Annotated in this window: 21 protein-coding genes; 18 read left to right on the top strand and 3 right to left on the bottom strand. The window is 47.3% G+C overall.

Translation table 11 applies throughout. The annotated features are described in order from the left end of the window. The first annotated feature begins 12 nt into the window (after positions 1-12). The 12 genes from PPG34_RS05595 (at position 13) to PPG34_RS05540 (ending at position 12,667) form a co-directional block, all read left to right on the top strand. Positions 13-567 (top strand): lysophospholipid acyltransferase family protein, encoded by a 555-nt coding sequence (locus PPG34_RS05595; RefSeq protein ID WP_313832163.1) that lies wholly within the window; start codon positions 13-15, stop codon positions 565-567. A 218-nt stretch (positions 568-785) separates the two neighbouring features. Continuing rightward, positions 786-2,072 carry a 3-deoxy-D-manno-octulosonic acid transferase gene (locus PPG34_RS05590; protein ID WP_313832162.1) on the top strand — a complete coding sequence of 429 codons (1,287 nt, stop codon included), beginning with the start codon at positions 786-788 and terminating at the stop codon, positions 2,070-2,072. A gap of 37 nt (positions 2,073-2,109) precedes the next feature. Continuing rightward, positions 2,110-3,132 (top strand): tetraacyldisaccharide 4'-kinase, encoded by a 1,023-nt coding sequence (gene lpxK / locus PPG34_RS05585; RefSeq protein ID WP_313832161.1) that lies wholly within the window; start codon positions 2,110-2,112, stop codon positions 3,130-3,132. A 62-nt stretch (positions 3,133-3,194) separates the two neighbouring features. After that, a complete protein-coding gene (gene waaF / locus PPG34_RS05580; protein ID WP_313832160.1) occupies positions 3,195-4,289 on the top strand; it encodes a lipopolysaccharide heptosyltransferase II in 1,095 nt (364 codons plus the stop codon). 11 nt (positions 4,290-4,300) lie between these two features. After that, entirely contained in the window at positions 4,301-4,870 is a 570-nt protein-coding gene (gmhB, locus tag PPG34_RS05575) for a D-glycero-beta-D-manno-heptose 1,7-bisphosphate 7-phosphatase (RefSeq protein WP_313832159.1), read from the top strand. 62 nt (positions 4,871-4,932) lie between these two features. After that, positions 4,933-5,985, top strand: a complete 1,053-nt coding sequence (locus tag PPG34_RS05570; protein WP_313832158.1) for a glycosyltransferase family 9 protein — start codon at positions 4,933-4,935, stop codon at positions 5,983-5,985. Between the two features lie 3 nt (positions 5,986-5,988). Continuing rightward, positions 5,989-6,789: a glycosyltransferase family 2 protein gene (locus tag PPG34_RS05565; RefSeq protein WP_313832157.1), complete on the top strand. Its 801-nt coding sequence runs from the start codon at positions 5,989-5,991 to the stop codon at positions 6,787-6,789. Positions 6,790-6,886: 97 nt separating this feature from the next. Further along, positions 6,887-8,002, top strand: a complete 1,116-nt coding sequence (locus tag PPG34_RS05560) for a glycosyltransferase (protein ID WP_313832156.1) — start codon at positions 6,887-6,889, stop codon at positions 8,000-8,002. A gap of 55 nt (positions 8,003-8,057) precedes the next feature. Then, positions 8,058-8,897: a glycosyltransferase family protein gene (locus tag PPG34_RS05555; RefSeq protein ID WP_313832155.1), complete on the top strand. Its 840-nt coding sequence runs from the start codon at positions 8,058-8,060 to the stop codon at positions 8,895-8,897. Positions 8,898-8,976: 79 nt separating this feature from the next. After that, the gene (locus PPG34_RS05550) at positions 8,977-10,659 is read left to right on the top strand and encodes a glycosyltransferase family 9 protein (protein WP_313832154.1); all 1,683 of its coding nucleotides are present in this window, start codon (positions 8,977-8,979) and stop codon (positions 10,657-10,659) included. Positions 10,660-10,713: 54 nt separating this feature from the next. Continuing rightward, positions 10,714-11,508: a glycosyltransferase family 2 protein gene (locus PPG34_RS05545; RefSeq protein ID WP_313832153.1), complete on the top strand. Its 795-nt coding sequence runs from the start codon at positions 10,714-10,716 to the stop codon at positions 11,506-11,508. A 16-nt stretch (positions 11,509-11,524) separates the two neighbouring features. After that, positions 11,525-12,667, top strand: coding sequence for a glycosyltransferase family 4 protein (locus PPG34_RS05540; protein WP_313832152.1), 1,143 nt, complete (start codon positions 11,525-11,527; stop codon positions 12,665-12,667). A gap of 134 nt (positions 12,668-12,801) precedes the next feature. On the opposite strand, the gene PPG34_RS05535 is transcribed toward PPG34_RS05540, so the two are convergent. Beyond that, the gene (locus tag PPG34_RS05535; RefSeq protein WP_313832151.1) at positions 12,802-14,301 is read right to left on the bottom strand and encodes a B12-binding domain-containing radical SAM protein; all 1,500 of its coding nucleotides are present in this window, start codon (positions 14,299-14,301) and stop codon (positions 12,802-12,804) included. Positions 14,302-14,377: 76 nt separating this feature from the next. Continuing rightward, a complete protein-coding gene (locus PPG34_RS05530) occupies positions 14,378-15,490 on the bottom strand; it encodes a glycosyltransferase family protein (protein ID WP_313832150.1) in 1,113 nt (370 codons plus the stop codon). 162 nt (positions 15,491-15,652) lie between these two features. Between PPG34_RS05530 and PPG34_RS05525 the strand changes: the two genes are divergently transcribed. The 4 genes from PPG34_RS05525 to rfaQ all read left to right on the top strand — a co-directional run bounded on the left by PPG34_RS05525 (position 15,653) and on the right by rfaQ (position 19,837). Continuing rightward, on the top strand, positions 15,653-16,462 hold the full coding sequence (locus tag PPG34_RS05525) for a hypothetical protein (protein ID WP_313832149.1): 810 nt from the start codon (positions 15,653-15,655) through the stop codon (positions 16,460-16,462). A 60-nt stretch (positions 16,463-16,522) separates the two neighbouring features. Next, the gene (locus PPG34_RS05520; RefSeq protein WP_313832148.1) at positions 16,523-17,635 is read left to right on the top strand and encodes a glycosyltransferase family 4 protein; all 1,113 of its coding nucleotides are present in this window, start codon (positions 16,523-16,525) and stop codon (positions 17,633-17,635) included. 101 nt (positions 17,636-17,736) lie between these two features. Continuing rightward, on the top strand, positions 17,737-18,777 hold the full coding sequence (locus PPG34_RS05515; protein ID WP_313832147.1) for a glycosyltransferase family 4 protein: 1,041 nt from the start codon (positions 17,737-17,739) through the stop codon (positions 18,775-18,777). Between the two features lie 31 nt (positions 18,778-18,808). Further along, complete coding sequence (gene rfaQ, locus PPG34_RS05510) at positions 18,809-19,837, top strand: putative lipopolysaccharide heptosyltransferase III (protein ID WP_313832146.1); 1,029 nt, start codon at positions 18,809-18,811, stop codon at positions 19,835-19,837. Positions 19,838-19,866: 29 nt separating this feature from the next. Here the strand turns inward: rfaQ and PPG34_RS05505 are convergent, their stop codons facing one another. Next, positions 19,867-20,994 (bottom strand): SGNH/GDSL hydrolase family protein, encoded by a 1,128-nt coding sequence (locus PPG34_RS05505; RefSeq protein ID WP_313832145.1) that lies wholly within the window; start codon positions 20,992-20,994, stop codon positions 19,867-19,869. A gap of 377 nt (positions 20,995-21,371) precedes the next feature. On the opposite strand from PPG34_RS05505, the gene PPG34_RS05500 reads away from it, so the two are divergent. Together PPG34_RS05500 and PPG34_RS05495 are read left to right on the top strand one after the other, a co-directional pair. Continuing rightward, a complete protein-coding gene (locus tag PPG34_RS05500; RefSeq protein WP_313832144.1) occupies positions 21,372-22,211 on the top strand; it encodes an FkbM family methyltransferase in 840 nt (279 codons plus the stop codon). 235 nt (positions 22,212-22,446) lie between these two features. Then, positions 22,447-23,436, top strand: a complete 990-nt coding sequence (locus PPG34_RS05495) for an SGNH/GDSL hydrolase family protein (RefSeq protein WP_313832143.1) — start codon at positions 22,447-22,449, stop codon at positions 23,434-23,436. Positions 23,437-23,463 lie beyond the last annotated feature (27 nt).

Raw genomic sequence — 23,463 nt, 5'->3', positions numbered from 1 at the left:
CAATTAGAATACATGGACGTCAATCCTTGGATAACGAAGACCGTCATTCCCCGAGTGGGATATTGGCTGATCCGTGGGTTGGGAAAAACCATGCGGTGGTCCGTCAAGGGATCGGAGTTCGTGGATCAACTCTATGGCGAGGGCAAGCGAGTGATTATTGCCTTTTGGCATGGCCAACAATTGATGATGCCCTTGGCCTATCGTGGAAATGTTGCACAGATTCTCATTAGCCAGCATCGAGATGGGGAATTGATTTGTGGAATTATGAAGCAATTTGGATTCGGGGCGGTTCGAGGATCGACGACCCGTGGTGGAAGTGTTGCGTTGCGCCAGTTGATTCGACTTGGCAAGTCAGGAGCTGATTTGGTGGTGACCCCCGATGGCCCGAAAGGCCCTAGGCACGTTGTCCAAAAAGGGGTGATTCAACTTGCCCAAGCTACGGGTCTTCCCATTGTTCCTTTAACCTTTGCCTGCTCAAAAAAAAAGTCTTTTCGAGTTGGGATCAATTCGTGTTGCCTTTTCCTTTTTCCAGAGGGTGTTTTATTTGGGGAACGCCTCTCTGGGTAGAGCGGCTGGTGGACGAATCCATACTTGAAATCCGCCGCCAAGAATTAGAAGCCACCTTATGTTCTTTGGGGTCCGAGGCTGATGCAGTAGTCAGACATCCACAAGTGGGAAAATCTCCATAGTTCCTTTTGTGCCATAACGGAGAATCCCTTCTTCTCTGGTCAGGGACCATCGGACTTCTGAGCATCAACCTACGCCCGTGCGATACGTCTTTCCAAATGTGGTACCTCCTTTATAATATGGTTTTGGTGGTGGCTGCGCCGGTCATTGTTCTCATTTTATTGCTCAAGAAACGGTGCCGTCGAGGGTTATCCCAGCGCCTAGGCCTCTCCCACCCTCAGGGAATAGGTTCGGACCAAACGGTGTTGTGGGTTCATGCAGTATCGATGGGCGAAGTTCTCGCTGCCGTTCCATTGGTTACGGGAATTCACCAAGCCTTTCCGAACCTGACGATCCTGGTTTCCACAATTACCGACACGGGACGTGAAGCGGTAGAGCAACGCTTGGCTGGCATAGCGCGTCATTGTTATTTGCCTTTGGATTGGCCCTGGACCGTCCGCCGGTTTATCCAACACGTTCGTCCCAAGGCATTCCTGGTCATTGAAACCGAATTATGGCCCAATGTGCTCAGGGAGCTTCAGGCACAGGGGGTCTCGAGCGCGTTGGTGAATGGGCGTTTGTCCACGCGATCTTTTCAACGGTATCTGTGGGTGCAGTCCTTCATGAAAACCGTTTTCTCTTCATTCAAAGTTTGTTTGGTGCAATCTGAGCGGGATGCCGAGCGAATGACTGCCCTGGGAGCCTCTCCCGAACGAGTGCATCGAACAGGCAATATGAAGTTCGATGTGGAGCTCGTGGGATTGAAATCCCGCTCTGTCCAAGTGAATCCGCACATGATGGAGTTACAAGATGATGAGGTGTTGCTTGTGGCCGGCAGCACTCATGCCAAGGAAGAGGAGATCTTGCTGGACTGTTATCAAAATATCCTCAAAGTTTACCCCAATCTGGTCTTGTTAATGGCCCCTCGTCACATCGAACGGAGCAAGCAACTTGAAGAAACTGTGCGATCGTTTGGTTTAAAAGTCACGAGAAGAAGCCAAATACGCCAGGGTCGTGCTCCGGTTGGAGCTTCGGGTTCTCGAGTGATTGTACTTGATACCCGGGGCGAGTTGGCGCAGGTGTATGCGTTGGCTCGGGTGGCATTTGTCGGTGGAACCTTTGTGCCAGTGGGAGGGCATAATCTTTTGGAACCGGCCTCGTGGGGAAAACCGGTCTTGTTTGGTCCCCATACCGATCATTGTCAGGAAATTGCTGATCTTCTCGTTGAGAGTGGCGGGGGACGTCAGGTTGGCGATGCGAGCGAAATGGCCTCGTTGGTTCTGACGATTCTCAACGATTCATCTTTGGCTGGTCGAATGGGCAAGGCTGCGCAAAAAGTCGTTCTTGAAAATCAGGGTGTAGTGAAACGGAATATGGAGTTCCTAGCCCCAATGTTGGCATCTTGAATAACATGAAGGGGTTTCTCCAGCGTGAGGGCACAGAGTGTTGGCCAATCTCTTGACCTACCCGTATCAGTTGGTGGTGCGTTCACGTCTTTGGTTGTATCAACAAGGCCTGAAAAAGTCCAAGCGGTTGCCACGTCCCGTCGTGAGTGTCGGAAACCTTACGGTAGGCGGAACCGGCAAGACTCCCATGACCATGTGGGTCTCCCGATATTTGGCGGCCACTGGTAAACGGGTAGCAATCCTAAGCCGGGGGTATCGGCGCCAGTCTGGAAAACCATTCTTATTGGTTTCTAACGGGAACGATATCCTCACCGGACCGAAAGAAGCGGGAGATGAGCCATTTCTCATGGCGACCCGTTGTCCGGGAATTGTTGTGGCAGTCGGTGCCAATCGTTATGAATTGGGTCGTTGGGTGCTGGAGCAACATGACGTGGATTGTTTTGTGTTGGATGATGGGTTTCAACATTTGAATCTTGAGCGAGATTTGAACCTTTTGCTTGTCGATGTTTCGGATGTATCTAGTCTAAAGTCCTTGCTTCCGCTGGGGAAATTGCGGGAGCCAATATCTGGTGCTCGTCGGGCCTCAGAAATAATTTTTACGCGTGCGGAGAGACAGGAAGATACGGAGTCGGTCCGACAATTATTGGAGTCTGCCCTTGGTGAATCTATTGTTCCCATTACCTCCCGGTTTCATGGGACGGGGATTCTCTGTGGGGGGAGCGATGTGGTTCACGACCCATTTTGGTTACAGGGAAAACGGGTCTGTTTATTTAGTGGTATTGCGAATGCCGGCTCCTTTCGACATTTGGTAGAACGGCTGGAAGCGCAAGTCGTGGAGGAACTAATTTACCCGGACCACATGGCATATACACTCGAAACTCTTGAGGAAATTCAACAGCGGGCATTGCAAGCTCAATCCCAAGTTCTTTTAACGACGGAAAAAGACATCGTGAAAGTCATACCCATATGGCCTTATGCTGATCCGGTGTGGGTTATGTCGCTTGGTCTTCAATTCTTGGATGGACAGGATAGGCTGGAACACCAATTATGTAGCCTATAGAGATCAATGATAAAATATATTGGCGGAATTCCAATCTTGAATTCGATATTTTACGAGGCGAAATGCTTGAGAAGTTAAATCCAGATAGGGTCCGGCGGATTCTTGTGCGAGGGCCGAATTGGGTCGGTGATGCGGTGATGTGTACACCGGCCTTACAGGGCATTCGCCAAACGTTTCCGTCTGCGGATATCTGTCTTTTGGCGCGTCCAGCAGTGGCACAGCTCCTGCAGAATCATCCCAGTGTAAATGATACGATAGTGTATGAACATCAGGCGCAACATGCGGGGTTGATGGGGAGGTTAAGGCTTGCCATGAACTTGCAAACGATGCACTTTGATCTCGCGATACTGTTTCCCAATGCGCTTGATGCGGCGATCCTGACTTTTTTGGCTCGTATTCCTAACCGGTATGGTTATGCGACGGATGGAAGGTCCTGGTTGTTGACGGATGCAATTCCCCTTCCCCAAGGGGCGAAAACCCTACACCAAGTTCACTATTATGAAGAACTGATCCGTCCTTTGTGTTCGGAGTATTCGCCTCAACCCCCTTTGTTGCAGGTATCTTCCGATGATGAACGGCAAGCCGCCGAATTACTTTTCGAACATTCGGTACGGATGAATTGTTCGATTCTTGGCCTCAATCCTGGATCCATGTATGGTGAGGCCAAGCGGTGGTTGCCCAAACGTTTTGCCCAAGCTGCCGATCAAATCGTTGAGGGGTGGGTGACCCAGGAACATTCAGAGAGTCGGGCCCAATGCATCATCGTGGGTGCGCCAGGAGAAGAAACATTGGGTCATGAAATCGCATCGTTCATGCGTACGACTCCAGTCGTCCTCACTGGGAAAACCTCTTTGGGTGCATTAAAAGCCGTAATCAAGCAGTGCCGGGTTTTTCTCACCAATGATACAGGTCCCATGCATATTGCCAATGCCTTGGGTGTTCCGGTTGTCGCGGTGTTTGGACCAACCGATCATAAGACGACGGCTCCGTTTGTTCCAGGATATGTCATCGTCAGAACTCCTGTGGAATGCTCTCCATGCTTATTGCGAGAATGTCCTATTGATCATCCCTGCATGACGGGTGTGACCGTTGACCAAGTGGTTACTGCCACGGAGCAGGTTCTGAAGACTCCTCCAGTTTCTTCCCTCCATAGGTAAATTCATTCGTCATGGCTGTGAATGAAAAACGCCCTACATTGTTTTTTGATCGCGATGGTACGCTGAATCGGGATACTGGTTATATCAAGTCTCCTGAGGAGTTAGTGCTGTTTCCTGGTGTGGTAGAGGCCATCAAGCAATGTAATGATTTGGGAATGCCTGTTATGGTGGTGACGAATCAATCTGGGCTGGCTCGTGGATTTTTCACGACGGAGGATTTGGAGAGTATACATCAACATCTGAAGGATCAGCTTTGCAATGGTGGGGCTTGGATTGATGACATCTTTGTGTGTCCGCACCATCCGGATGATGGATGTGAATGCCGAAAGCCCAACCCGGGCATGATTGAACAAGCTGCCGCTCGGTATTCCATTGATCTCGAGAAAAGCTATGTGGTTGGAGATAAGTATATTGATGTGGAGCTCGCTGCAAGATCAGGGTTGAAGGGTGTATTGGTCAAAACCGGTCCTTCCAGTGAAGAAGCACACTGCATGATTCAGGCGAACCAGCTTTCTGTCGTTTTCATTGCCGATGGTCTCAAAGATGCCGTGGATTGGATCCTTCAGGATATTCAATCATAGCTGGTTCTCCCCTCTGGTTTATCCTTTCTTCTTTGGGAAAAATAGATGAAGGCAAAAGCAACGTGCGAATAAATCCCAAACGAATTCTTATTATTAAGCCCAGTTCCTTGGGGGATATCATTCATGCTCTTCCCACGTTAGTGGCCTTACGGACACGGTTTCCTGAGGCATGGATTACATGGATGGTCAAGGAGGAATGGGCAGAGATACTAGAAGACAATCCTTATCTCAACGAAGTGTTGGCGGTGAATTTTTCTTTGAGTCGAGGATGGAGTTTGCTGCAGGCGGTGAGGGAACGGCGTTTTGATCTGGTCATTGATTTACAGGGGCTATTTCGTTCCGGGTGTATTGCAAGACTCTCAGGCGCGCCCGTGGTGGTGGGGTTTGCACAAGGCCGGGAAGGGAGTCCTTGGTGGTATACGCATCGTGTGGAGTTGCCTATTCCCAAGGGAGAGTCTTGGCGCTTGTGGAATATGCATGCCGTGGATCGTAATCTTGAAGTCGCAAAATTCTTGGGCGCCGAATGCATGGTCCGAGAATTTTGGTTGCCAAGTCGTGATGAAGATCGGGAAGTCGTGGATAGATGGTTTCGTGCGAGTGGTATTGTAGGCACGGATCGGTTGATTGCCATGGCTCCGGTCACTCGTCAAGCTATAAAAAATTGGCCTTTGGAACGATTCATCCAAGTGGCCCATGCCTTAATAAAAATTTCCCATGTGAAAATTGTTCTTATTGGAACGGAAGATTCAGAAGTGAGTCGGTCGTTTGAGGGAGTGATTGGGTCTGGACTGGTAAATTTGATGGGAAAGACTCGCGTTCGCCAGCTCAGTGTTCTTTTTGATAGAGTGCAGCTCGTTATCGCAAATGATTCGGCGCCATTGCATATTGCCGTGGCACGGGGAACGCCGATTGTGACGGTATTTGGGCCGACAAACCCCGAAGCCACGGGACCCTATGGGAGGCACCAGGGACCGTATCTGTTGACCTCGCCTATTTCTTGTCGTCCCTGTGGACAGCGAACGTGTCGAAATGATCGCCAACTTGAGTGCTTGACGTCCATTTCTGTTTCCCAGGTTGTGTCGCAGGCCGAACGTCTGTTGGTTTCGGGTCATTGATTTATGAGCGAGTCCTCAAGAAAAATTTCGGCAGTGGTGATTGCCTATAATGATGAACCCAATATGCAGGCATGCTTGGGGAGTCTGGCATGGGCTGATGAGCTGATTGTGGTGGATTCTCATAGCTCTGATAGGACGGCGGAAATTAGTCGGGAGTTTACGGACAAGGTTTTCCAAAACGATTTTGTCGGATTTGGGAAACTTCGTAATGAAGCGACGGCCTATGCGACTCATGATTGGGTGTTTAGTTTGGATACCGATGAGCGTGCGACGCCGGAAATTCGTGATGAAATCCTGAAAACGCTTGCCCAAGGCCCTCAAGCCGATGCGTATTTTGTCCCCAGACGAAACTATTTTCTGGGCCGATGGATTCGGCGATGTGGGTGGTATCCTGATTATCGCCAACCGCAATTGTTTCACAAGGGCCGCATGCGGTATAGGGAAGACCTTGTCCATGAGAGCTTTGAATTGAATGGAACCCTTGGTTATCTTCGCGAACATGTTGATCAATACCCTTTTCGAAATATTGATCAGTACCTCATGAAGATGGATCGGTATTCCATGTTGATGGCCGAAGAAATGGTCAAGCGAAACCGACGATTTCATTGGCATCAATTGATTACGCATCCGGCGTTTACATTTTTTAAAATGTTTATTCTTCGACAAGGCTTTCGAGATCGAAAGCCGGGACTTATTTTGTCGGGCCTCTATGCCTATTATACTTTTGTAAAATATGCGAAGTTGTGGGAAATAATGAGGAAGCCGCTTGGGGAACAGAGTGCTGAGGTCGGGCATCAAACGTAAAGCGAAGTGCCGGGTCTCGATCGGTGTTTCCGGGAGGCGATGAGGTGCGCGAGACATGTGGCAACGTTGGGTTCCTTGATCGGGTGGATATGACCCCGTGAGGGTGTTGCGTATTCTGCATACTGAATCATCGATGGAGCTGGGCGGCCAGGAATATGCGACCCTCGCGTTAGTGGAAGGCCTCAGCCAACGGGGTCATATGGTGCAATTGCTCGTTCGAGACGGAAGCAGTCTCCAGGCCGTGGCTGCCAAGCGTGGAATTCCCTGTCTGAGCATGATGATGCATAAGGCGTTGTATCCTTTAGCTATTTTCCAATTATGTGCCATCATTAGGAAACATCATATTGATGTGATTCATACACACGGGTCTCGGGATAGTTGGATTGGTAGCTTGGCTGCCTGGATTTCGCCATTGAAACCGATCGTGGTGTTATCGCGACATAAGTCCACACCAATTTCTAAGCATGTCATTAACCGAGTGATGTATCATCGGCTGGTGCATCGGATTGTGACCACTGGGGGGGAATTAATCCGAAAGTCTTTGATCGCGGATCATGGATTTCCGGAACACCATGTGGTGGCGATTCCTACGGGCGCTGATGTGGAGCGATTTTCTCCGCATATCAAGGGGGTAGCGTTTCGGCGAGAATTTGGAGTTCAGCCAGATGAATGTTTGATTGGCAGTGTATGTTTTCTCCGTAGCTATAAAGGGCTGGACCATTTTCTTGAGGCTGCGGCTCTGATTGTGAAGCAAGTTTCACGATGCCGGTTTGTGATTGTAGGGGATGGGCCTGAGCTGGAGCGATTGAATGGCCTTATCGCTTCCTTGGGGTTGAATGACCGTATGATCCTGACGGGTCATCGGCAGGATGTGCCGGAAGTCATGGCCGCCCTTGATGTGTTTGTGGTGTCTTCAACCGCAGGTGAAACATTGACGCAAACGATTCCTCAAGCCTTAGCGATGGAACGGCCGGTGGTAGCGACTCGTATTGGAAGTATTCCAGATATTATTCAACATGGTGAAACGGGGTATCTGGCATCTCCAGGGGATCCTCAGGAGTTAGCTCACTATATTTTGGAATTGGTTCGGGATTCTGAACAAGGGGCTGTCATGGCGAAAAAGGGGCGTGAACGAGTCTTGAAGGCGTTTAGCTCTCAAAGTACAGTGGTGAAAAATGAAACTCTTTATCATGAACTTCTGGCCGAGAGATGACCCGAATCCTCACCGGCTTTACTCTGACTATGAAAAATTCTGACAGGGTACCGTAATGAAAGTCAGTGGCTTTACCTTTATTCGAAATGCCATCCAGTATGATTTTCCAATTGTGGAGGCCATTACTTCGGTGTTGCCCATCGTGGATGAGTTCGTGGTCAACGTGGGGCGTTCGGCGGATGACACGCTTGGTCTGATTCGTTCCATAGGGTCTGACAAAATCCGAATCGTCGAATCTGTGTGGGATGATAGTCTTCGCAAGGATGGACGCATTTTCGGGATTCAGCAGGATGTCGCGTTGTCCTATTGCACGGGTGATTGGGCGCTACTGGTGCAAGGAGATGAGGTCCTGCATGAAGAGGATTATCCTACTATCAGGGCGGCCATGCGGACTCACCACAAGAATCCCGATGTTCTGGGTTTGGTGTTTCGCATGGTGCATTTTAAGGGAGACTATTGGACAGTGGATCCGTGGATGTATCGCAAGGCGACGAGGATTGTTCGAAATCATCGTGGCATTCATTCCACCACGGATTGTTGTGATTTTTTGGCTCCAGGTAAAACCAGAATGCTTAAAAGCGAGAAGAGTAGCCGATTGATTAAGGCCCGAATGTTTCATTATGGCTGGGTCAAGGATTCAACCATTCTTCGAGAGAAATTGCGTTTTCAATATAGCAAGCATGATGGTGAGCGTTTATCCGAGGAGGAAATGGGTGTCATGGCCGCGATCCGTGCTGAGTTTCCGAATTATGATGTGCTAAAAGACTACCGAGGGACTCATCCGGCTGTTATGCAGAGTCGAGTCCAATCAGGGATGCGGCTGCGAGCCAGGAGGAATCGTTGGCTTAATCCCAAGTTTTATCAGGAAGTATTTCAGCACGGATTTCGTGGGTAAGCCAAGTTTTGGTGAAGTGCTGATTTTGCCGTCCCTGTAATATCGGATATTTAAGGTAATTACTTCTGCCGCCTGTCTCATGTTAGAGCCGTTTAAATTATCCATTCCTGATGTGGTACCTTCCTTCGATGGGAAATTGTTTTTCATTCTCGGTCCCGGGTTAGGGGATACGGTTAATGACTTTCGAATCCTTCATGAAGTACTTCACGTATATCCCCATGCGATGCCGATTGTATATGCCGATCCTCGTTGGAACTCCTTGTATCCTTTGCTTCCTGAAATGCCTCGATGTGAGTGGCGACATCATGTCCCCGCGCCTTCAGGAGAACTGGCTGGCAAAGCAGTAGAACCTTCCTATTCGGAAACATTTCGTGGGGTCATTCAAGAGATTCTGACGGAGCTTCAGGCGTCACCCGGTTTTGTCGTTCTTGGTGGATTTTCCTGTCTGGATCAATTGGCCAGAAAAGAGTTAGGGCTCGCCACAAAGGCGCGCGCTATTGGTCTACCGCTTTCCCTGGAACATTGTCGACCTTTTCTCCCATTGCCGGATCAAGTGTTAGATGAAGCTCGCAATGTTCTTTGCAGCCATGGTTTTGAGGCAGGACAATATGTGGCCATTGCTCCTCAAACATGGGCCGATAAAGCATGGACACCCATTTGTTGGCAGGACTTAACAGATAAAATTTTGGAAGAATTGAATTTGTCGGCCTTGGTATTGGGTGTTGAGGGCTGTGAAGTGCCTGAGGGCCCAAGAATTCGCCAAGCACTTGGCCTGCCGTTGCCTCTAGTGGCAGCCCTTATTTCGCAAGCCAAATGTTTTGTGGGGTTGGATTCTGGATTAACCCATGTGGCGGCTTGTTTTGCGGTTCCTATTGTAGGGTTGCAAGCGCAGGGAAAATTTCCGCCTTTCTTGGTTGAGCCGCATTCTCCACTTCGGCGAATTCATCTCACCCCCTTTGTCTATGGCCATGCCACGATTCCTCCAGAATCCGTTTATTCGTTGGTTCGAGAGGCTCTGAGGTCTCCGTCACCTCTTTTATGCCCGTTGTGTGATGAGATCCCTTACGTGTTGAGCGCGAGGGAGCATGCATCCGCCAATCTTTGCCGATGTGGACTTTTGTTTCGTTCTCGGTTGGGGAAAGAGCCCGAGGCCATTCCAGGTCAGGTCAAAGAAGAGCCAGGAATACTTCCAAACACCATTCAAGACCTTGTCGCGTTGAGGAAACGTTTAAGTGCTGATACCGGATGTGAGACGGTCACCTATACTTTTGATCATTGGAACGCCCGGCAGTTGTCTCCTGATGCGATGTTGTCCGATCCAACGGAACGAGAAATATGGTGGTGCTGGGATGCGGTGGCTAATATTTTAGGCTCTTCTGGTTGGACGATTGTTAGGAGCGAGGGGCGGTTGTCTGATAATGGTGAAGGGCCGGTGCAATCTTTTATCATCACCGCTAAGCTTAGCATCAAGAAAGGTCTTCCGACTGTACTCCAAGTACCCTGGGGGAAAGACCTTGTGTGGTTGAAAAAATCGTTGTATGAGCGGTGGTTGTGTTGGGAAAGTTTTGCACGTTCCAATGAACTGGAAGATCTCGGGTGGCGTCTGGTTAAGGAAGGTTATGAGCGGGATGGCAGGGATATCTTGCGTTTTGCCGCGAAGCATGAATGGCGGGGCCGAACACTTAGTCGTCTTCTTCGATCTGAGTGGAAAGCGCTTGGGGCAGGAATGAAAAATTCCCAAGATGTCCCAACACATGCATAATGACAGGCTTCGGCCATAAGTTTCAATGGAGTGCTGCGTGGATGAGCTGGCAAAATGAATAGGCAGACGATTTCCTGCGCCATCGTGGTGTTCAACGAAGAAAGAAATATTGATGAATGCCTGGATACAGCCAAATGGATGGATGAAATCATCGTCGTCGATGCTTTTAGCACGGATCGGACGGTAGAAATTTGCAAGCAGTTTACCGATCGAATTTCTCAACGTCCCTGGAATGGATTTGGTGAGCAAAAAAATTTCGCGATTTATCAGGCGACCTCTGATTGGGTATTCATTCTCGATGCGGATGAACGAATTAGTCCAGAATTGCGCGAAGAAATTGAAAGTATTTTAGGGTCGAACTGCCTCAATGGCCCCGTAGCCTATTCCGTACCGAGACGAAACTTTTATTATGGAAAATGGGTCAAACATGCGGGGTGTTATCCTGATCGGCAACTACGCCTGTTTCGAAATGGGGTCGGACAGTTAGATGATGAAGAGCCGCACAATAAATTTATTTTTGAAGGTCCTCGTGCTGACTTGACTGCGCCCCTCGATCATTTTACGGAACGGACCATCAATGACCATTTTCGAAAGTTTCGAAATTTTACCACCCTGGCTGCTCAGGAGCGTGCTCGGAGTAAACAGAAGGTCTATTGGACTGATCTCATCATCCGGCCCTTGTTTACCTTTTATAAATACTATATTCCGCGAAAAGGTTATCGTGATGGCATGCACGGGTTTCTCGTGAGTGGATTCGCAAGCATGTATACTTTTGTGAAATATGCGAAGTTGTATGAGAAGTTCTTACCCTCGAGTGATTCTTTTCAGAAAAATCCTCCCTTGAAGTAGCAAGTCCCAGAGAGCTATGGCGATCAACGTTGCTTATATTCATGGAATTGGCGAAATCGGTGGAGCTGAAAAGGATCTATTGTCCTATTTGGAATTGCTCGACCGAAATAAATTTTCCCCGTATGTTGTGTGTCCAGCATCTGGGCCTTTGAAGGCAGAAGTGGAAAAACTTCTGGTCCCGGTCATGAGTTGTTCCTTGCCACCTTGGAGGAAATGGCGGCATGTCCTTCAGCGACATTGGGCACTTCGGGAATTAATCAATATCTTACGCCAATGGAACATTGATCTTGTACATGTGAATGATTATTGGTGGGCGCCTCTTGGTTACCTTGCGTCCCAAAAGTGTCACCTTCCGGTTGTCGTCCATATTCGACAACAAATAGAAAAATCTCGAGTCCCACAATATTGGTTAACCAAGCCGGATCGTCTGTTTCCTGTCTCCCAAGATATTAAGAGGGTCTTGCATAATATGGAGGTAGAGCCTGGTCGAGCTCGGGTGGTTTATAGCGGTATAGATGTCCGTCATGCATGTGATGCCCAGGCCCGGAATGTTTTTCGAAAACGTCATGGGTTGAATAGGGATCAGCTCGTAATCGGGACTGTGGCGAACTTATTTCCGAGAAAAGGGTATGAATATTTAATTGAAGCGCTTCCGATGATCAAAAATGAGTATCCTGATATTCGTTGTTTTATTGTTGGCGAAGGGCCCGAGTCATATCAAGTCCAACTTGTGCGGTTAGTGAAGGAAAAGGAATTGGAATCCCATGTGGTGTTCGTGGGATTCCAGCCCAATGTTTTTGAATTTATCAATGCGTTTGATGTCTTTGTCTTGCCCTCGATTTTGGAAGGGTTTGGAATCGTCTTGTTGGAAGCCATGGCCATGAGTAAGCCTATTGTGGCTACTAGAGTTGGAGGAGTCCCTGAAGTTATCGATCATGGTGTGACTGGCCTGTTGGTGCCCCCAAGAGATCCAAAGGCTCTTGGCGCTGCGATATTAGAGATTGTAAAAGACGAGCAGGTCAGAGCAAAGTTTGGTATGGCTGCGAGGGAAATCGTCACGGAAAAATTTACCCGTGAAGCGGCCATGGGAAGAATTCAGGACCTTTACCTTGGGGTCCTGAAAGAACGGAGGGCCGAAGGAGTTTTGGGAATAAATTGAAGGCAGGACACCTCTAAAAACCAGAATTTTTTTGTGAGGGCAAGGAAGTCAAGCGTTTACAATCCGGGTGTAAAGGCGAATACATGAGGGTTTGAGCACGTGGCTGACGCTGCCATCATGAAAAAGGAAGGTTTTTATAGATACCCTGAGGTTGCTTGAGAAGATGACCGTAAAAGATGCTCAGGGAGGGAACCCTGTCCCATGGAGTGTTCGTATCGAACACCTGCCGAAGCTTCGGGATAAGGAATTTGCAGGCAACTCCGGACATCGGCCTCAAGCCCATCGCGCAATCTAACAAGGTCGTTGGCGGTCAGTTCGTCCGTGTAGACAAAGGACGTATATTCTCCTGGAATCCCTTTGTAATATTCCGCGGTTTCATTGTAGTTGACTTCTACGCTATGCAGTCGATCTCCAGTTTTCTCGTACGTATAGGTCCAGACTCCAGGTGAAGTTTCTTGTGCTTCGTCAAAATAAGGAGTCCCTGGATAGGTCGTAATGACGGTAGAGTCGAAATCATCTGGCTTGACGAATTTAAGCCAATCTTGGGTCTCCTTGATGGTGCCTTCCGTTTCCCCAGGATGGCCAACGGACATCAATGCCTTCACTTTCAGGCCATGCCGCTTTGCAATATTCATACATCGGGTATTGTCAGCTAGACTTGCTCTTTTTTGAATGTTGGTGAGAATCCGTTCCGATCCTGATTCGAATCCAATGAGCAGCCAACGAAACCCCGCGTGATACATGGCTTCTGCTTGTTCATCCGTGAACAGTTCAGCTTTGATAAATCCACGAAGTCTAAATTCCACCTGACGCTCTTGTTGTACCTGCGAAATGAGCGACATTAACTCAACCATTTTGGGGTTGACGTTGAGTTCATCGTCATAAAGCATAAACCCGCGGGTCCCATACTGCTCATGCAGATGAATGATCTCTTTAACGACGTTCTCGCTTGTTCGAGTCCGTACCCTTCGAAGTGAGGGGCTGCTTCGTCCTCCACAAAATCCGCATCCAAAGGGACACCCTAATTGGGCGATCATGGAGAGAGCCGGGACGTTGTCAATAGAATAGTGATAGGAATCCACATCCACCAAGTGTCGAGCAGGTAATGGTAAGTCGTTGAGCATAGTATTGGTGAGGAAAATGGCGGATTGAGGATTGTCACCGTCGATAATCTTTGGTGGGTCCTCACCCATGGCTTCGAAAATCGCGATTTCACCATCTCCCGCGACCAAAATATCATAGTGTTGTTGGAGCTGTTCCAGGGCTTGGATAGCCCTGCCCCTGATGCCTCGTTTCGCTTCCTTTTTTGCGGCGGCGTGGACGAGCGTGGTGTGAGGTCCACCCAATATCACGCGAGCCTGCGGAAGGTGAGCCCGTAGTTCGGCGCAAACCTTTCCAGCAGCTGGAACTTGTGGGGTCGTCGCCGTGAGGCCGAATGTTCTGATTGAGGTAGCGCTAGCGTAATCTCGAACAACCTCTTCGTAGTTTTCGACTCCGGATAGATCCAGGACTTCCACCGTATGCCCGGCATTTTCCAGGACGGCGGCGATGCGCAAAATTCCCAGACTCATGAAGACACGTTCGTCTAACAAAAAAATAGACGGGGGAATGATGAGGCAAATGGAATGAGGCATGAATTCTGTTCTTTGGGGGGTCGATTTGGTGTTTAAATTAGAGGGTTCAAGGTCTTCCCCAAGTGTTTCTTAATGTTTACAGAGCTTTTCGGCAAATATCAAGGAAGTATTCGGCTCGTTTTTCACAAGTATGATATTTGATGAGGTGTTGGTAGCCCTGCTCAATTATTTCCTGCCGTTCCGCGTCATGTCGAAGATAGTATTCAACTAATTCTACAATATCGGTCAAGTTACGTTTGAAAAATACGGCATGGACTTTATGGATGAAATTATTCGGGATGACGGAATAGGGGATATCCGAGAGGAGGAGTGTTTTACAGGCTACAATCTCATAATAGCGAATGGGAGGGGTTAACCCGCCCCCCCGAAGGGATACCGCAATTTTGGATTGGAAAATTTGATGAAAATAGGGCGGTATCCCAGGATGATCCAGGCTGGGCGAAAGCCTCGCCACTTCGTATGGGGGAGGCGATGCAATTGAGGGTAAATACTTATCCTTTGCCCGTTCAATCCAAGTTCCCTTCATTTTGTACGTTTGATCGTATGGATCTCTAAACAAGCCGCCATCAAATTTGAAGGTTGAGGTACGCCGTAAGATATTGACGACTTTGGGTCGGCAGGGATGGGATGATCGTCCGGTATAGGAGATATCAAAGGTCTTTTGCATGTCGGGTATCGGCGGAATGGTGGGAAGGGCAACCGCCAAGGGAAGTGGATGGGTCCGTGCGAATAAGGAACGGTTCCAATGAAACGCGCGCGTGGCATCGATAAAGTCCCATGCGCGATTGCGTGTTCCCCAGACATAATCACGTTTAAAATAAAGCTGAATAGGATAGCGTGCGAGTAATTCATGCCGAATGCGCGAATCTTCTTCACCATCGAAAAGGATCAAAGGGGGGAGGGGAATTCCGGATTTTTGGAGGGCATCCAACGTTTTGAATGCTACGGGACGGGGAGCAAAACACATACAGGAAAATTGACGTTCACGTAACCCTTCCATAATCTCTTCTTGGGAGGTAGGAGGTGATGAGGCTTGAGGGACAAACCAGATTTTTGCCGCAGGGTCGTGGTAAGTTGGTTTAGAAGGAAAATCCACAACCTTGTCAGATCCTAACAAGGAACAGAGTCCGGTATACAATTGGTCAGTTTGATGGTCGGGATCTGGAAGTGTGATGAATAGTATTTTCATGATCGGCTTTCGTGACTTGATTGTGATTCATCTGTCTGTTATTGAGAGTTCTGAATATAAGATAATTTCTGCATCAATTAATTGGTCCTTAAGGTATGCGAAGTATTGGGCTTTTGCAATTTTCGCGATAATGGACAAACGATATTGGACAAACGAGGGTAAATGAAACTGCATGGTTTTATGTGCGCCTCCCCTTTATTTCCTGATGATAGGGAGAGAGATCGGAACGCCCATGAATATTATCTAAAGCATAGTCAAGCATCCGCCCAGGAAGCGGGGGTAGAACTCACGGTGATTCAAAACGGGTGTTCTTTTTCCACCAAAGGCCTGGGGTACGTGAGAAACCCTGTCATTAAAAGTCTCGCCTATAATTGGTTGGTTTGTGATGCCAATTGCCAAGGGGATTATTGGCTTTTTCTTCCTGAAGATTGTGTGGTGAAACCCAAGGGGTGGCAGGAAATCAGGCGCCATATGGAAAAAGGCAAGGCTTGTTTTTCCCTCTCTAAAGATCCCAAAGGTTTTGTCGGAAAACGGGGTCTATTTCAGGACATTTCCAGTGAAGTGCAAACCCTTTGCGACATGAATTTCTTGGGAAAAGAACTTGGGTGCGTGGTGCTGCGAGGTGAATTGGATCAAAAGGGGTTTCATTGTATCACCAAAAATTGGGGAAGACTGTCACGGGAATCGGAATGCTGGGGAAACGAATTGTACCAAACGATAAATCTTCCCGATCACCCGGATATTAATCGGGCATTACGATTGCCTATTTTTCAAGATTATGGTTTTGATGGGTGGAAGGCATCGACCCATGAAATTGAAACGACGTTCATGAAGATTGTCAGTCGAGGGTTGGAGAGGCAGCGGTCGCAGGCTGACTCCTTGAAAAGCCTCATTTCTCATTATGGTCCGTTGATTTCTCGACTGCCATATAAGGGAGGGTGGTCAGAGTTATGGGATCGAATTAGAAAGTAAGATCTTTGTTGTCTATTTGCAATCACGATAAACCTATGCACCGTTGGGTGATCTGATTCCATGAAGATTGGCATTGATGCAGCCCCCCTGATTCAACCGTTTGGGGGTATCGCAAATTATGCCAAGCATCTGCTGCAGGCCTTGTTAGAACTCAAAAGCGGAGATATTTTTTTTGGGTATATTCCAACCGGAATGAGAGCTCGGTTACCTTGGCCTGCAGAGAAATATTCTGGCCAGATGAACTGGGTTGAAGTAAGCCCCCTAAGCTTCCGGGGTCGTGGTTCATACGATCAACTGGATGTCTATCATGGAACCAACTTCAAGGTGCAAACCTCTGGCCGGCATGGCACGGTATTGACCATCCATGATCTTTGGTTAGACCGATATCCCGAATATTCCAAAAAGTTGTTTGGTCAACGTCTTTCGTTTATGCGGACGAAACGGCGGGTGCATCGGGCCACACGGGTGATTGCTGTATCAGAATTTACGGCGTCGGAAGTTCAAACATTATATGATCTTCCACCGACGAGGGTTTCGGTCGTTTATCATGGAATGTCAAAAGAATTTTTCCCAGATGCTGGGGAAGAAACGGACTATTATGCCTTGCGCGAACGACTCGGCATTCCTGACAAACCATTTATCTTGTTTGTGGGAGGCGCTAATCCTAGAAAAAATCACCAGTCGCTCCTTAAGGCCTTTGCCTTAAACGAATTTTTTCGTCAAGGGTTTTCTCTTGTTCTGGTGGGGAGTCCAACGTTTAAAAAAATTTCGATTAAACGAAACATTCATGATTTGAATTTGGGGAACAGCGTGGTCTGTATTGACCAACTGCCTCCTGAGGAACTTCGGATATTGTATTCAAGAACTTCACTGTTTGTGTTTCCATCGAAGTACGAAGGATTTGGGTTTCCTGTTCTTGAGGCCATGGCTTGTGGGGCTTCAGTTGTGACCTCTCGATGCTCGGCGTTGCCAGAGGTTTCTGGGGATGCGGCGGTCTTAGTCGATCCTGACAATGTTCAAGAATTAGAGCAGGCGATGTTGTCCGTTCTTCAGGATCCCAAGGTTCAGGAAACCTTTAGGCGACGGGGAAGGAAACAGGCTGCCAGTTTTAATTGGACACGAGCTGCGGAGGAAACTCTTCGGGTCTATCAATCGATAGTCTCATCTCATTGAATTGAGACATAAGGGGAGGACGGATTTTCCCCTATATAATCCGATGATGTATATCAAACAGACAAGTTTCAGCTGAGTCATACAGAACATGGCCATAGAAGATGACTAAAATTAAGGTTTTGCAAGCTGCACATCGTTTGGATATGGGAGGCACTGAGAAGGCCCTTCAAGTGTTTTGTAAATACTTGGACAAATCAAAATTTGAGGTTATGGCCTGTGGATGGCAGCAGGGCGGTTGTCGTGTCAACGAATTGGAAAAGCTCGGGATTCCAGTCATTGTTGGGCCCGTGGACCTGGACGCAATTGTCCGTGAGCATAAGATTGATATCTGTCATGTCTATCGATCCGGGCACCATGAACCAGGCTCTCTCCCAAGTAAATCCAATGGTTGGCCAAAAATTGTTGAAACCAGCATTTTTCATGATTTTGATCCGATCGAGGGGGAGCGAATCGACTGCCATCTCTTTATGTCGGAATTCTCCCAAATGCGGTATCTTCAACGTGAATCTCCACGAGCTTCTGCGCAATACGCTGTGATGTATAATCCCGTCGATTTTGAGGAGTTATTGCCGAGACAAAAAGAGTTCTCTTATACCATAGGCCGGTGCAGTCGGGCGGATGATGCCAAATGGCATCGCGTGTGTATTGATTGCTTGCCCAAAGTGTTTCGAAAGGTGCCTGAGGCTCAGTGCGTGATTCAGGGGATACCGAATACGATGCGAGAACGTTTAGCGCAGTTGTCCTTAGGAGAGAGAGTAAAAATTTCTGAGCCCAATGTTCATGTCCAAGAATTTTATCAAAAAATTGATATCTTTACCCATGGCGCTCGAGTCGGGGAAACGTTTGGCAGCGTCATTGCTGAAGCCATGGCCAATAAAATTCCTGTGGTGACGTTGAGCACACCTCGTGGGAAAAAATCGAATGCGCAGGTGGAATTGGTCGAGGATCGTGTCACTGGGTTTGTCTGTCGATGGAGTTGGCAATATGCCAATGCGGTTATCGAGTTGCTGAGGAATCATGATCTGAGAGCGCGGTTTGCCAGACAAGGCTATGAAAAGGCGCGTGAGAAATTCGAAGCCTCACGGCTGACGAGAAAACTTGAAAGCGTTTATACCTCACTGATGGATGGACCACATGTGTGATGCATTCATTTTTTGAAAATTCTCCAAACTAATGGGCGCCTCCTTTGAAAATATCCTCGTCATTAAACTTCGGTATATTGGTGATGTTCTTCTCACCACCCCGCTCCTCCGTGTTCTCCGCAAGCAATATCCCCAGGCAAAAATTACGGTCCTTGTGAACCCTGGGACAGAAGCTGTTCTGGAAAATAATCCCTGTGTTGATCGTGTTGCTGTCCTGCCTCGTGGCAATGTGCTTCAACAAGTACCATTCCTCAGATTCATTCGTTCCTGTCGATTTGATTGTGTGATCGACTTATCCGACGGGGATCGGTCCGCCTTTCTCACGGCCATTTCTGGGGCACCAATGAAAGTCGGCTTGAATCATGAGGGCCGATGGCGAGGGAAGGTCTATTCTTGGGCCTTGGCTGGAAGATATGGAACGATGCCGATGGTAGATTATCATTCTCAGGTGCTCATTCCTCTTGGACTTTCTCCCCGACCTTATGCCCCTGAACTCCATGTCAGTCCAGAGGAAGATCAAGCTGCTGATCAAATTTTGGAACGGCATGGGTTGAACAACTCAAAATGGATCATGCTGCATCCCGCAGCCAGGTATTGGTTTAAGGCTTGGCCTCCTGATCGGTTTGCTGCGTTGGGGGATGCCCTCGTGAAAGAGGGATTTCAAGTGGTCATCGTAGGAAGTGAAAATGAACGAAGTACCGCGGATTTTGTGACGAGAGCTGCTCAACTGAAATTGATTTCTTTCGTAGGGCAGACTAGCATTCGGCAATTGGCGGCATTGATGAAGAAATGCAGTTTATTTGTAGGAAATGATGCGGGCCCCATGCATATGGCGGCCGCTGTTGATTGCCCTGTGTTGGCCTTGTTTGGGCCAACGGATCCTGTGGTATGGGGACCCTGGGGAGAGAAATGTCAAATTATATATAAGGGCCTGGATTGCCGAGAATGTTTCCATCCTGGATGTTCCAGGGGCGAAATGAGTTGCATGAATTTAATTGGAGGTGAAGAAGTATTGGTTGCAGCAAAAAGGATACTGGAAAAAAATGCTCATTTTCTGTGATGTTGGGAAATGCCAAAGGATTGGTAAGGTTACTGAGGTGGGATGCCAATTTGTTGTAGTCCCTCCGCGATGTTTTGGGCCACTAGGGAATGCCCCTCTTTATTCCAATGGTCATCCCCCTGAAAGTAATGCTTTCTTATGGTCTCTTCTGCGGCCAGTTCGGTTTCATTTGGTTTTATAAAAGCAGGGAAAATATTAATAAAATTTACATCATGTTCCTGAGACCATTCTTTCCAAAATCGAACTTGGATAGAGTCCAAATCATGATTAATAATTTGATCGGGGTATGGATAGACAACCAAGGTTAATGAGATGCCTAAAGGGTGAAGAAGCTCGTAGAGTGATTGCAAACGAATTTTTGCTTGTTCCAGACCTTTCTTTCCATATTCTTCGTAAATTTCCTTATGAATGGTCCATGAACTTCTGATTTTTCCGATGGAGAGATCCTTTTCTCTTTGAGTCCGTAATGTTTCAGAATAAGGATGGGTGAGGTGAGAGTAGGCTTTGAGAGAGTAATGTTGGATAAGCCTTCCAATCGTTGTATAGTCGTGAATAAACATTTTTGTGGTGTAGGGAAATGAGTCAATACGGGCCGTGACCACTCCATTGGCAATCCCATAGTTTATGGCTTCATCCTGGATATCTGAAATGTCTAAGCACACAACCACATGATCAAATTTCAGTTTCAATTCGTTAATCAGGTACAGGGTTTTTATATAATAAACAGTAGGGGCATAACTCCCAATTCCCGCATTCAACACTTCAATATTTTTGTCAGCATATTGATCAGATAGTATTCCAACAAACGTGTCCTCGAAGTCCATTCCTGGCCCTTCCGTAAAGGAGTCCCCCATAAATACAATTCTAAATTTATTGGTTGCAGGTGGAATGTTTCTGATTTCTTTGTCACGAAATCCAAGAGAATTCACGAACACGGAATAGGTTTGCGGCCCCCACCGTTCTTGGTTCGAAAAAGAATTGGGTTTCAGTCCATGATGATAAACAGGATGTTGAATTCTTATTTTAGCGGGATTCCCAAGAGGCCGCTTTTCGATGGTGCCTTTTAAGGCCAGTCGAACCCCTACTGTTAGGATAAGGTCAAAGGCGATGAGGATCAAAATGCCAAAAATGAGAAGGGTGGTTTTGGGGTGTTTCAAAGGAGGATCTATCCTAAAAGTGTTTAACGGAATTAGGTGATGTGTGATGGAAATTTTTAAACCATACAACGATGTATTTAATTGAGAAATTCGAATAGGGATCAGTTGAATTAGGGACAGAGCAACGTTAGAGATGAAGTGAAATCCTCAAATCTGCATGGTTTGAACCCCTTTGCCATGGCAGGTCCCTTTGTGAGTATGTACCATGGGGAATTATTTATTTTTTTCCGAATCAATAGTACTAGACGACTAGGTTAGGTACAAGTATCTTGCTTTCTATGAAAATTTCTCCAGACTCTTGCAGGCATATTATCCGTAACTGGATGAGAAAGAAGGGGCGAATTGGTCGTTCGAAAATGAAGCGTGTTTTTTGCTATATGATGGACCCATGGCAAGTTGTGGAAATAAAGCCAGGCCTTCGCCTTTCAGTGGACCTACGAATAGCTAACCAGAACAGCCTTTTTTGGTTTTTTGAAGAGACTGAGCCTGCCTTGCAATGGGCCATTAGAACACTTCTTCCCACCGATGGGACGTTTTTCGACGTAGGGGCTAATGCAGGTTTAATGGGATTACTTGCGGCATATGATCGAAACGCAAAGGTGTTTTTTGTTGAACCCCATCCTCGGTTGGCACAAACTGTTCAAAATAATTACGATCTTAATAGTTTCAAGCACCCGGCGCACGTTTTGCAGTGGGCCGCATCAGATAGGGAGGGCGAGGCTACGCTTCATGTGCATGATTCGCGAAATGATGGAGCTCATACGCTAATAGAATTTTCCGAATCGGTAGGGTCCCACATTGTTCAGACGAAACGCCTTGATTGGTTTTTAGAGAAGGCCGGTATTACCTTGGTAGATCTTATGAAAATTGATGCGGAAGGTCATGATTATGAGGTTCTTGTGGGATTGGGAGAATTTTTGAGGCCCTCTACACTTCCCTTGATCTATGTAGAGATGGAACATTTCGAAGGTTTTTCGCAACCAATTTGGAATCTCCTGTTAGAACGAGGGTATGAGCCTTTTTCAGCCGTTTCAGCCTTCATTGATACCCTTTACAAGTATGAAAGGATGCAGCAATCCGGTAAGTCCATTGCATGGTTTAAACCAGCCACGAGATTGACGGGAGGAAATATGTTGTGGGTTGAGCGTGGGTCGGCTAACCAAGAGACTCTTGTCCGTTATTATGCAGCCTCATCGAACCTTCAGGCTTCAGATTGATCAATATTTTTGTACTCCGAAAATAATTGAAATTCCTATGAACCAGTTAACGAGTGGTAAGAAAAAAACTTTCCTTGTCATAGGATTTGCCATATTTGTCTTTTTAGGTCTTTTTCTATTTGAAGTTTTTTTACGGCTATTTTTCCCGCCGCCGTTGTTGGTTGATGTTAGGCATTTAGCGCAACCTGTGAGAGAAAGCGAAAGCCACATTCTAAGGCGTGGTGGGAGGCTATTCATGATCACCGAGACTGGACGACGATTGAGGCCAAACAGTACAGCGGTCCTTACCAATCATGGTACAAGTCATCAAGCTGTTGTCATTAATACTAATTCGTTGGGGTGCCGAAATCCTGAGATAGAGACTAAAACGGATCCACGAGTTTTATTCTTAGGGGATTCTATTACTTTTGCTGATTCGGTGGTTGAAGAGGAGACATTTGTGAGGCGTGTCGAGGCTTTGAGTCGGGAAAGTCGTTTGCCTATTGAAACTATTAACGCCGGTGTGGGAGAAATCGGGCTAGAAACCTATTGGCATATTCTTCAAGAAACAGGCCTTCGAGTCAAACCAGATTTGGTCGTCATAGGATTGTATTTGAACGATTTCCAGTCTTCTCGGGTGATGCCGTTATTTCAGCCTCCAGCTATGCTCCAATGGAGTTGGACAGTCAATTATTTGTCTCATATATTTTCCAAACGCTTTGCTGATTTCACTCAAGATTCGGAACAATGGGATGACCATATGCCAAGAATTCCACCGGAAACCTTAAACGAATGGAAGCACAATATAGATTGTTGTTTTGAAAACTTAGAGCCAACTGGTGGGTTCTCTTTAGATTTTCAAGAACTTGTGAAAGCTCACATTCATGATTGGGGTGGGGCTTGGAGCCAGGGTGCTTGGGATAAAATGAGCGTTATTCTTTCCAACATGAAAGAACGCTTGGATGAGGAAAATATTGGTATGGCAACGGTTATTTTTCCGGTTCGATCTCAGGTTGAAAATGAGGCAGTTTTAAATTTTCCACAACGACAGGCCCTGGGGATTGCGCAGAAATTAGGAATTCCAATTTTAGATGTAATGCCAATTTTACGTCAGGAATGGAGAGAATCTGGTGCACAATTGTTCTTTGACCATTGTCATTACACATCTCATGGACATAAAATCCTTTCCCAAGTCATTGTGAAGTTTGTACAAAATATTTTAGTTCAACATAGTACTAAAAGTTAGCCCTGCCAAAAGATTCGAGGACGAGTA

Source organism: Candidatus Nitronereus thalassa (assembly GCF_032191465.1).
GTDB lineage: Bacteria > Nitrospirota > Nitrospiria > Nitrospirales > UBA8639 > Nitronereus > Nitronereus thalassa.
This window is presented reverse-complemented; position numbering and strand designations above follow the sequence as displayed.

Bases quoted from the DNA above. Each gene is read 5' to 3' on its own strand.
- PPG34_RS05550 (WP_313832154.1), top strand. From the start codon at position 8,977: ATGTTAGAGCCGTTTAAATTATCCATTCCTGATGTGGTACCTTCCTTC.
- PPG34_RS05545 (WP_313832153.1), top strand. From the start codon at position 10,714: ATGAATAGGCAGACGATTTCCTGCGCCATCGTGGTGTTCAACGAAGAA.
- PPG34_RS05495 (WP_313832143.1), top strand. From the start codon at position 22,447: ATGATCACCGAGACTGGACGACGATTGAGGCCAAACAGTACAGCGGTC.
- PPG34_RS05530 (WP_313832150.1), bottom strand. From the start codon at position 15,490: ATGAAAATACTATTCATCACACTTCCAGATCCCGACCATCAAACTGAC.
- PPG34_RS05540 (WP_313832152.1), top strand. From the start codon at position 11,525: ATGGCGATCAACGTTGCTTATATTCATGGAATTGGCGAAATCGGTGGA.
- PPG34_RS05535 (WP_313832151.1), bottom strand. From the start codon at position 14,301: ATGCCTCATTCCATTTGCCTCATCATTCCCCCGTCTATTTTTTTGTTA.
- rfaQ (WP_313832146.1), top strand. From the start codon at position 18,809: ATGGGCGCCTCCTTTGAAAATATCCTCGTCATTAAACTTCGGTATATT.
- PPG34_RS05515 (WP_313832147.1), top strand. From the start codon at position 17,737: ATGACTAAAATTAAGGTTTTGCAAGCTGCACATCGTTTGGATATGGGA.
- PPG34_RS05525 (WP_313832149.1), top strand. From the start codon at position 15,653: ATGAAACTGCATGGTTTTATGTGCGCCTCCCCTTTATTTCCTGATGAT.
- PPG34_RS05565 (WP_313832157.1), top strand. From the start codon at position 5,989: ATGAGCGAGTCCTCAAGAAAAATTTCGGCAGTGGTGATTGCCTATAAT.
- PPG34_RS05520 (WP_313832148.1), top strand. From the start codon at position 16,523: ATGAAGATTGGCATTGATGCAGCCCCCCTGATTCAACCGTTTGGGGGT.
- PPG34_RS05590 (WP_313832162.1), top strand. From the start codon at position 786: ATGTGGTACCTCCTTTATAATATGGTTTTGGTGGTGGCTGCGCCGGTC.
- PPG34_RS05500 (WP_313832144.1), top strand. From the start codon at position 21,372: ATGATGGACCCATGGCAAGTTGTGGAAATAAAGCCAGGCCTTCGCCTT.
- PPG34_RS05555 (WP_313832155.1), top strand. From the start codon at position 8,058: ATGAAAGTCAGTGGCTTTACCTTTATTCGAAATGCCATCCAGTATGAT.
- waaF (WP_313832160.1), top strand. From the start codon at position 3,195: ATGCTTGAGAAGTTAAATCCAGATAGGGTCCGGCGGATTCTTGTGCGA.
- gmhB (WP_313832159.1), top strand. From the start codon at position 4,301: ATGGCTGTGAATGAAAAACGCCCTACATTGTTTTTTGATCGCGATGGT.
- PPG34_RS05595 (WP_313832163.1), top strand. From the start codon at position 13: ATGGACGTCAATCCTTGGATAACGAAGACCGTCATTCCCCGAGTGGGA.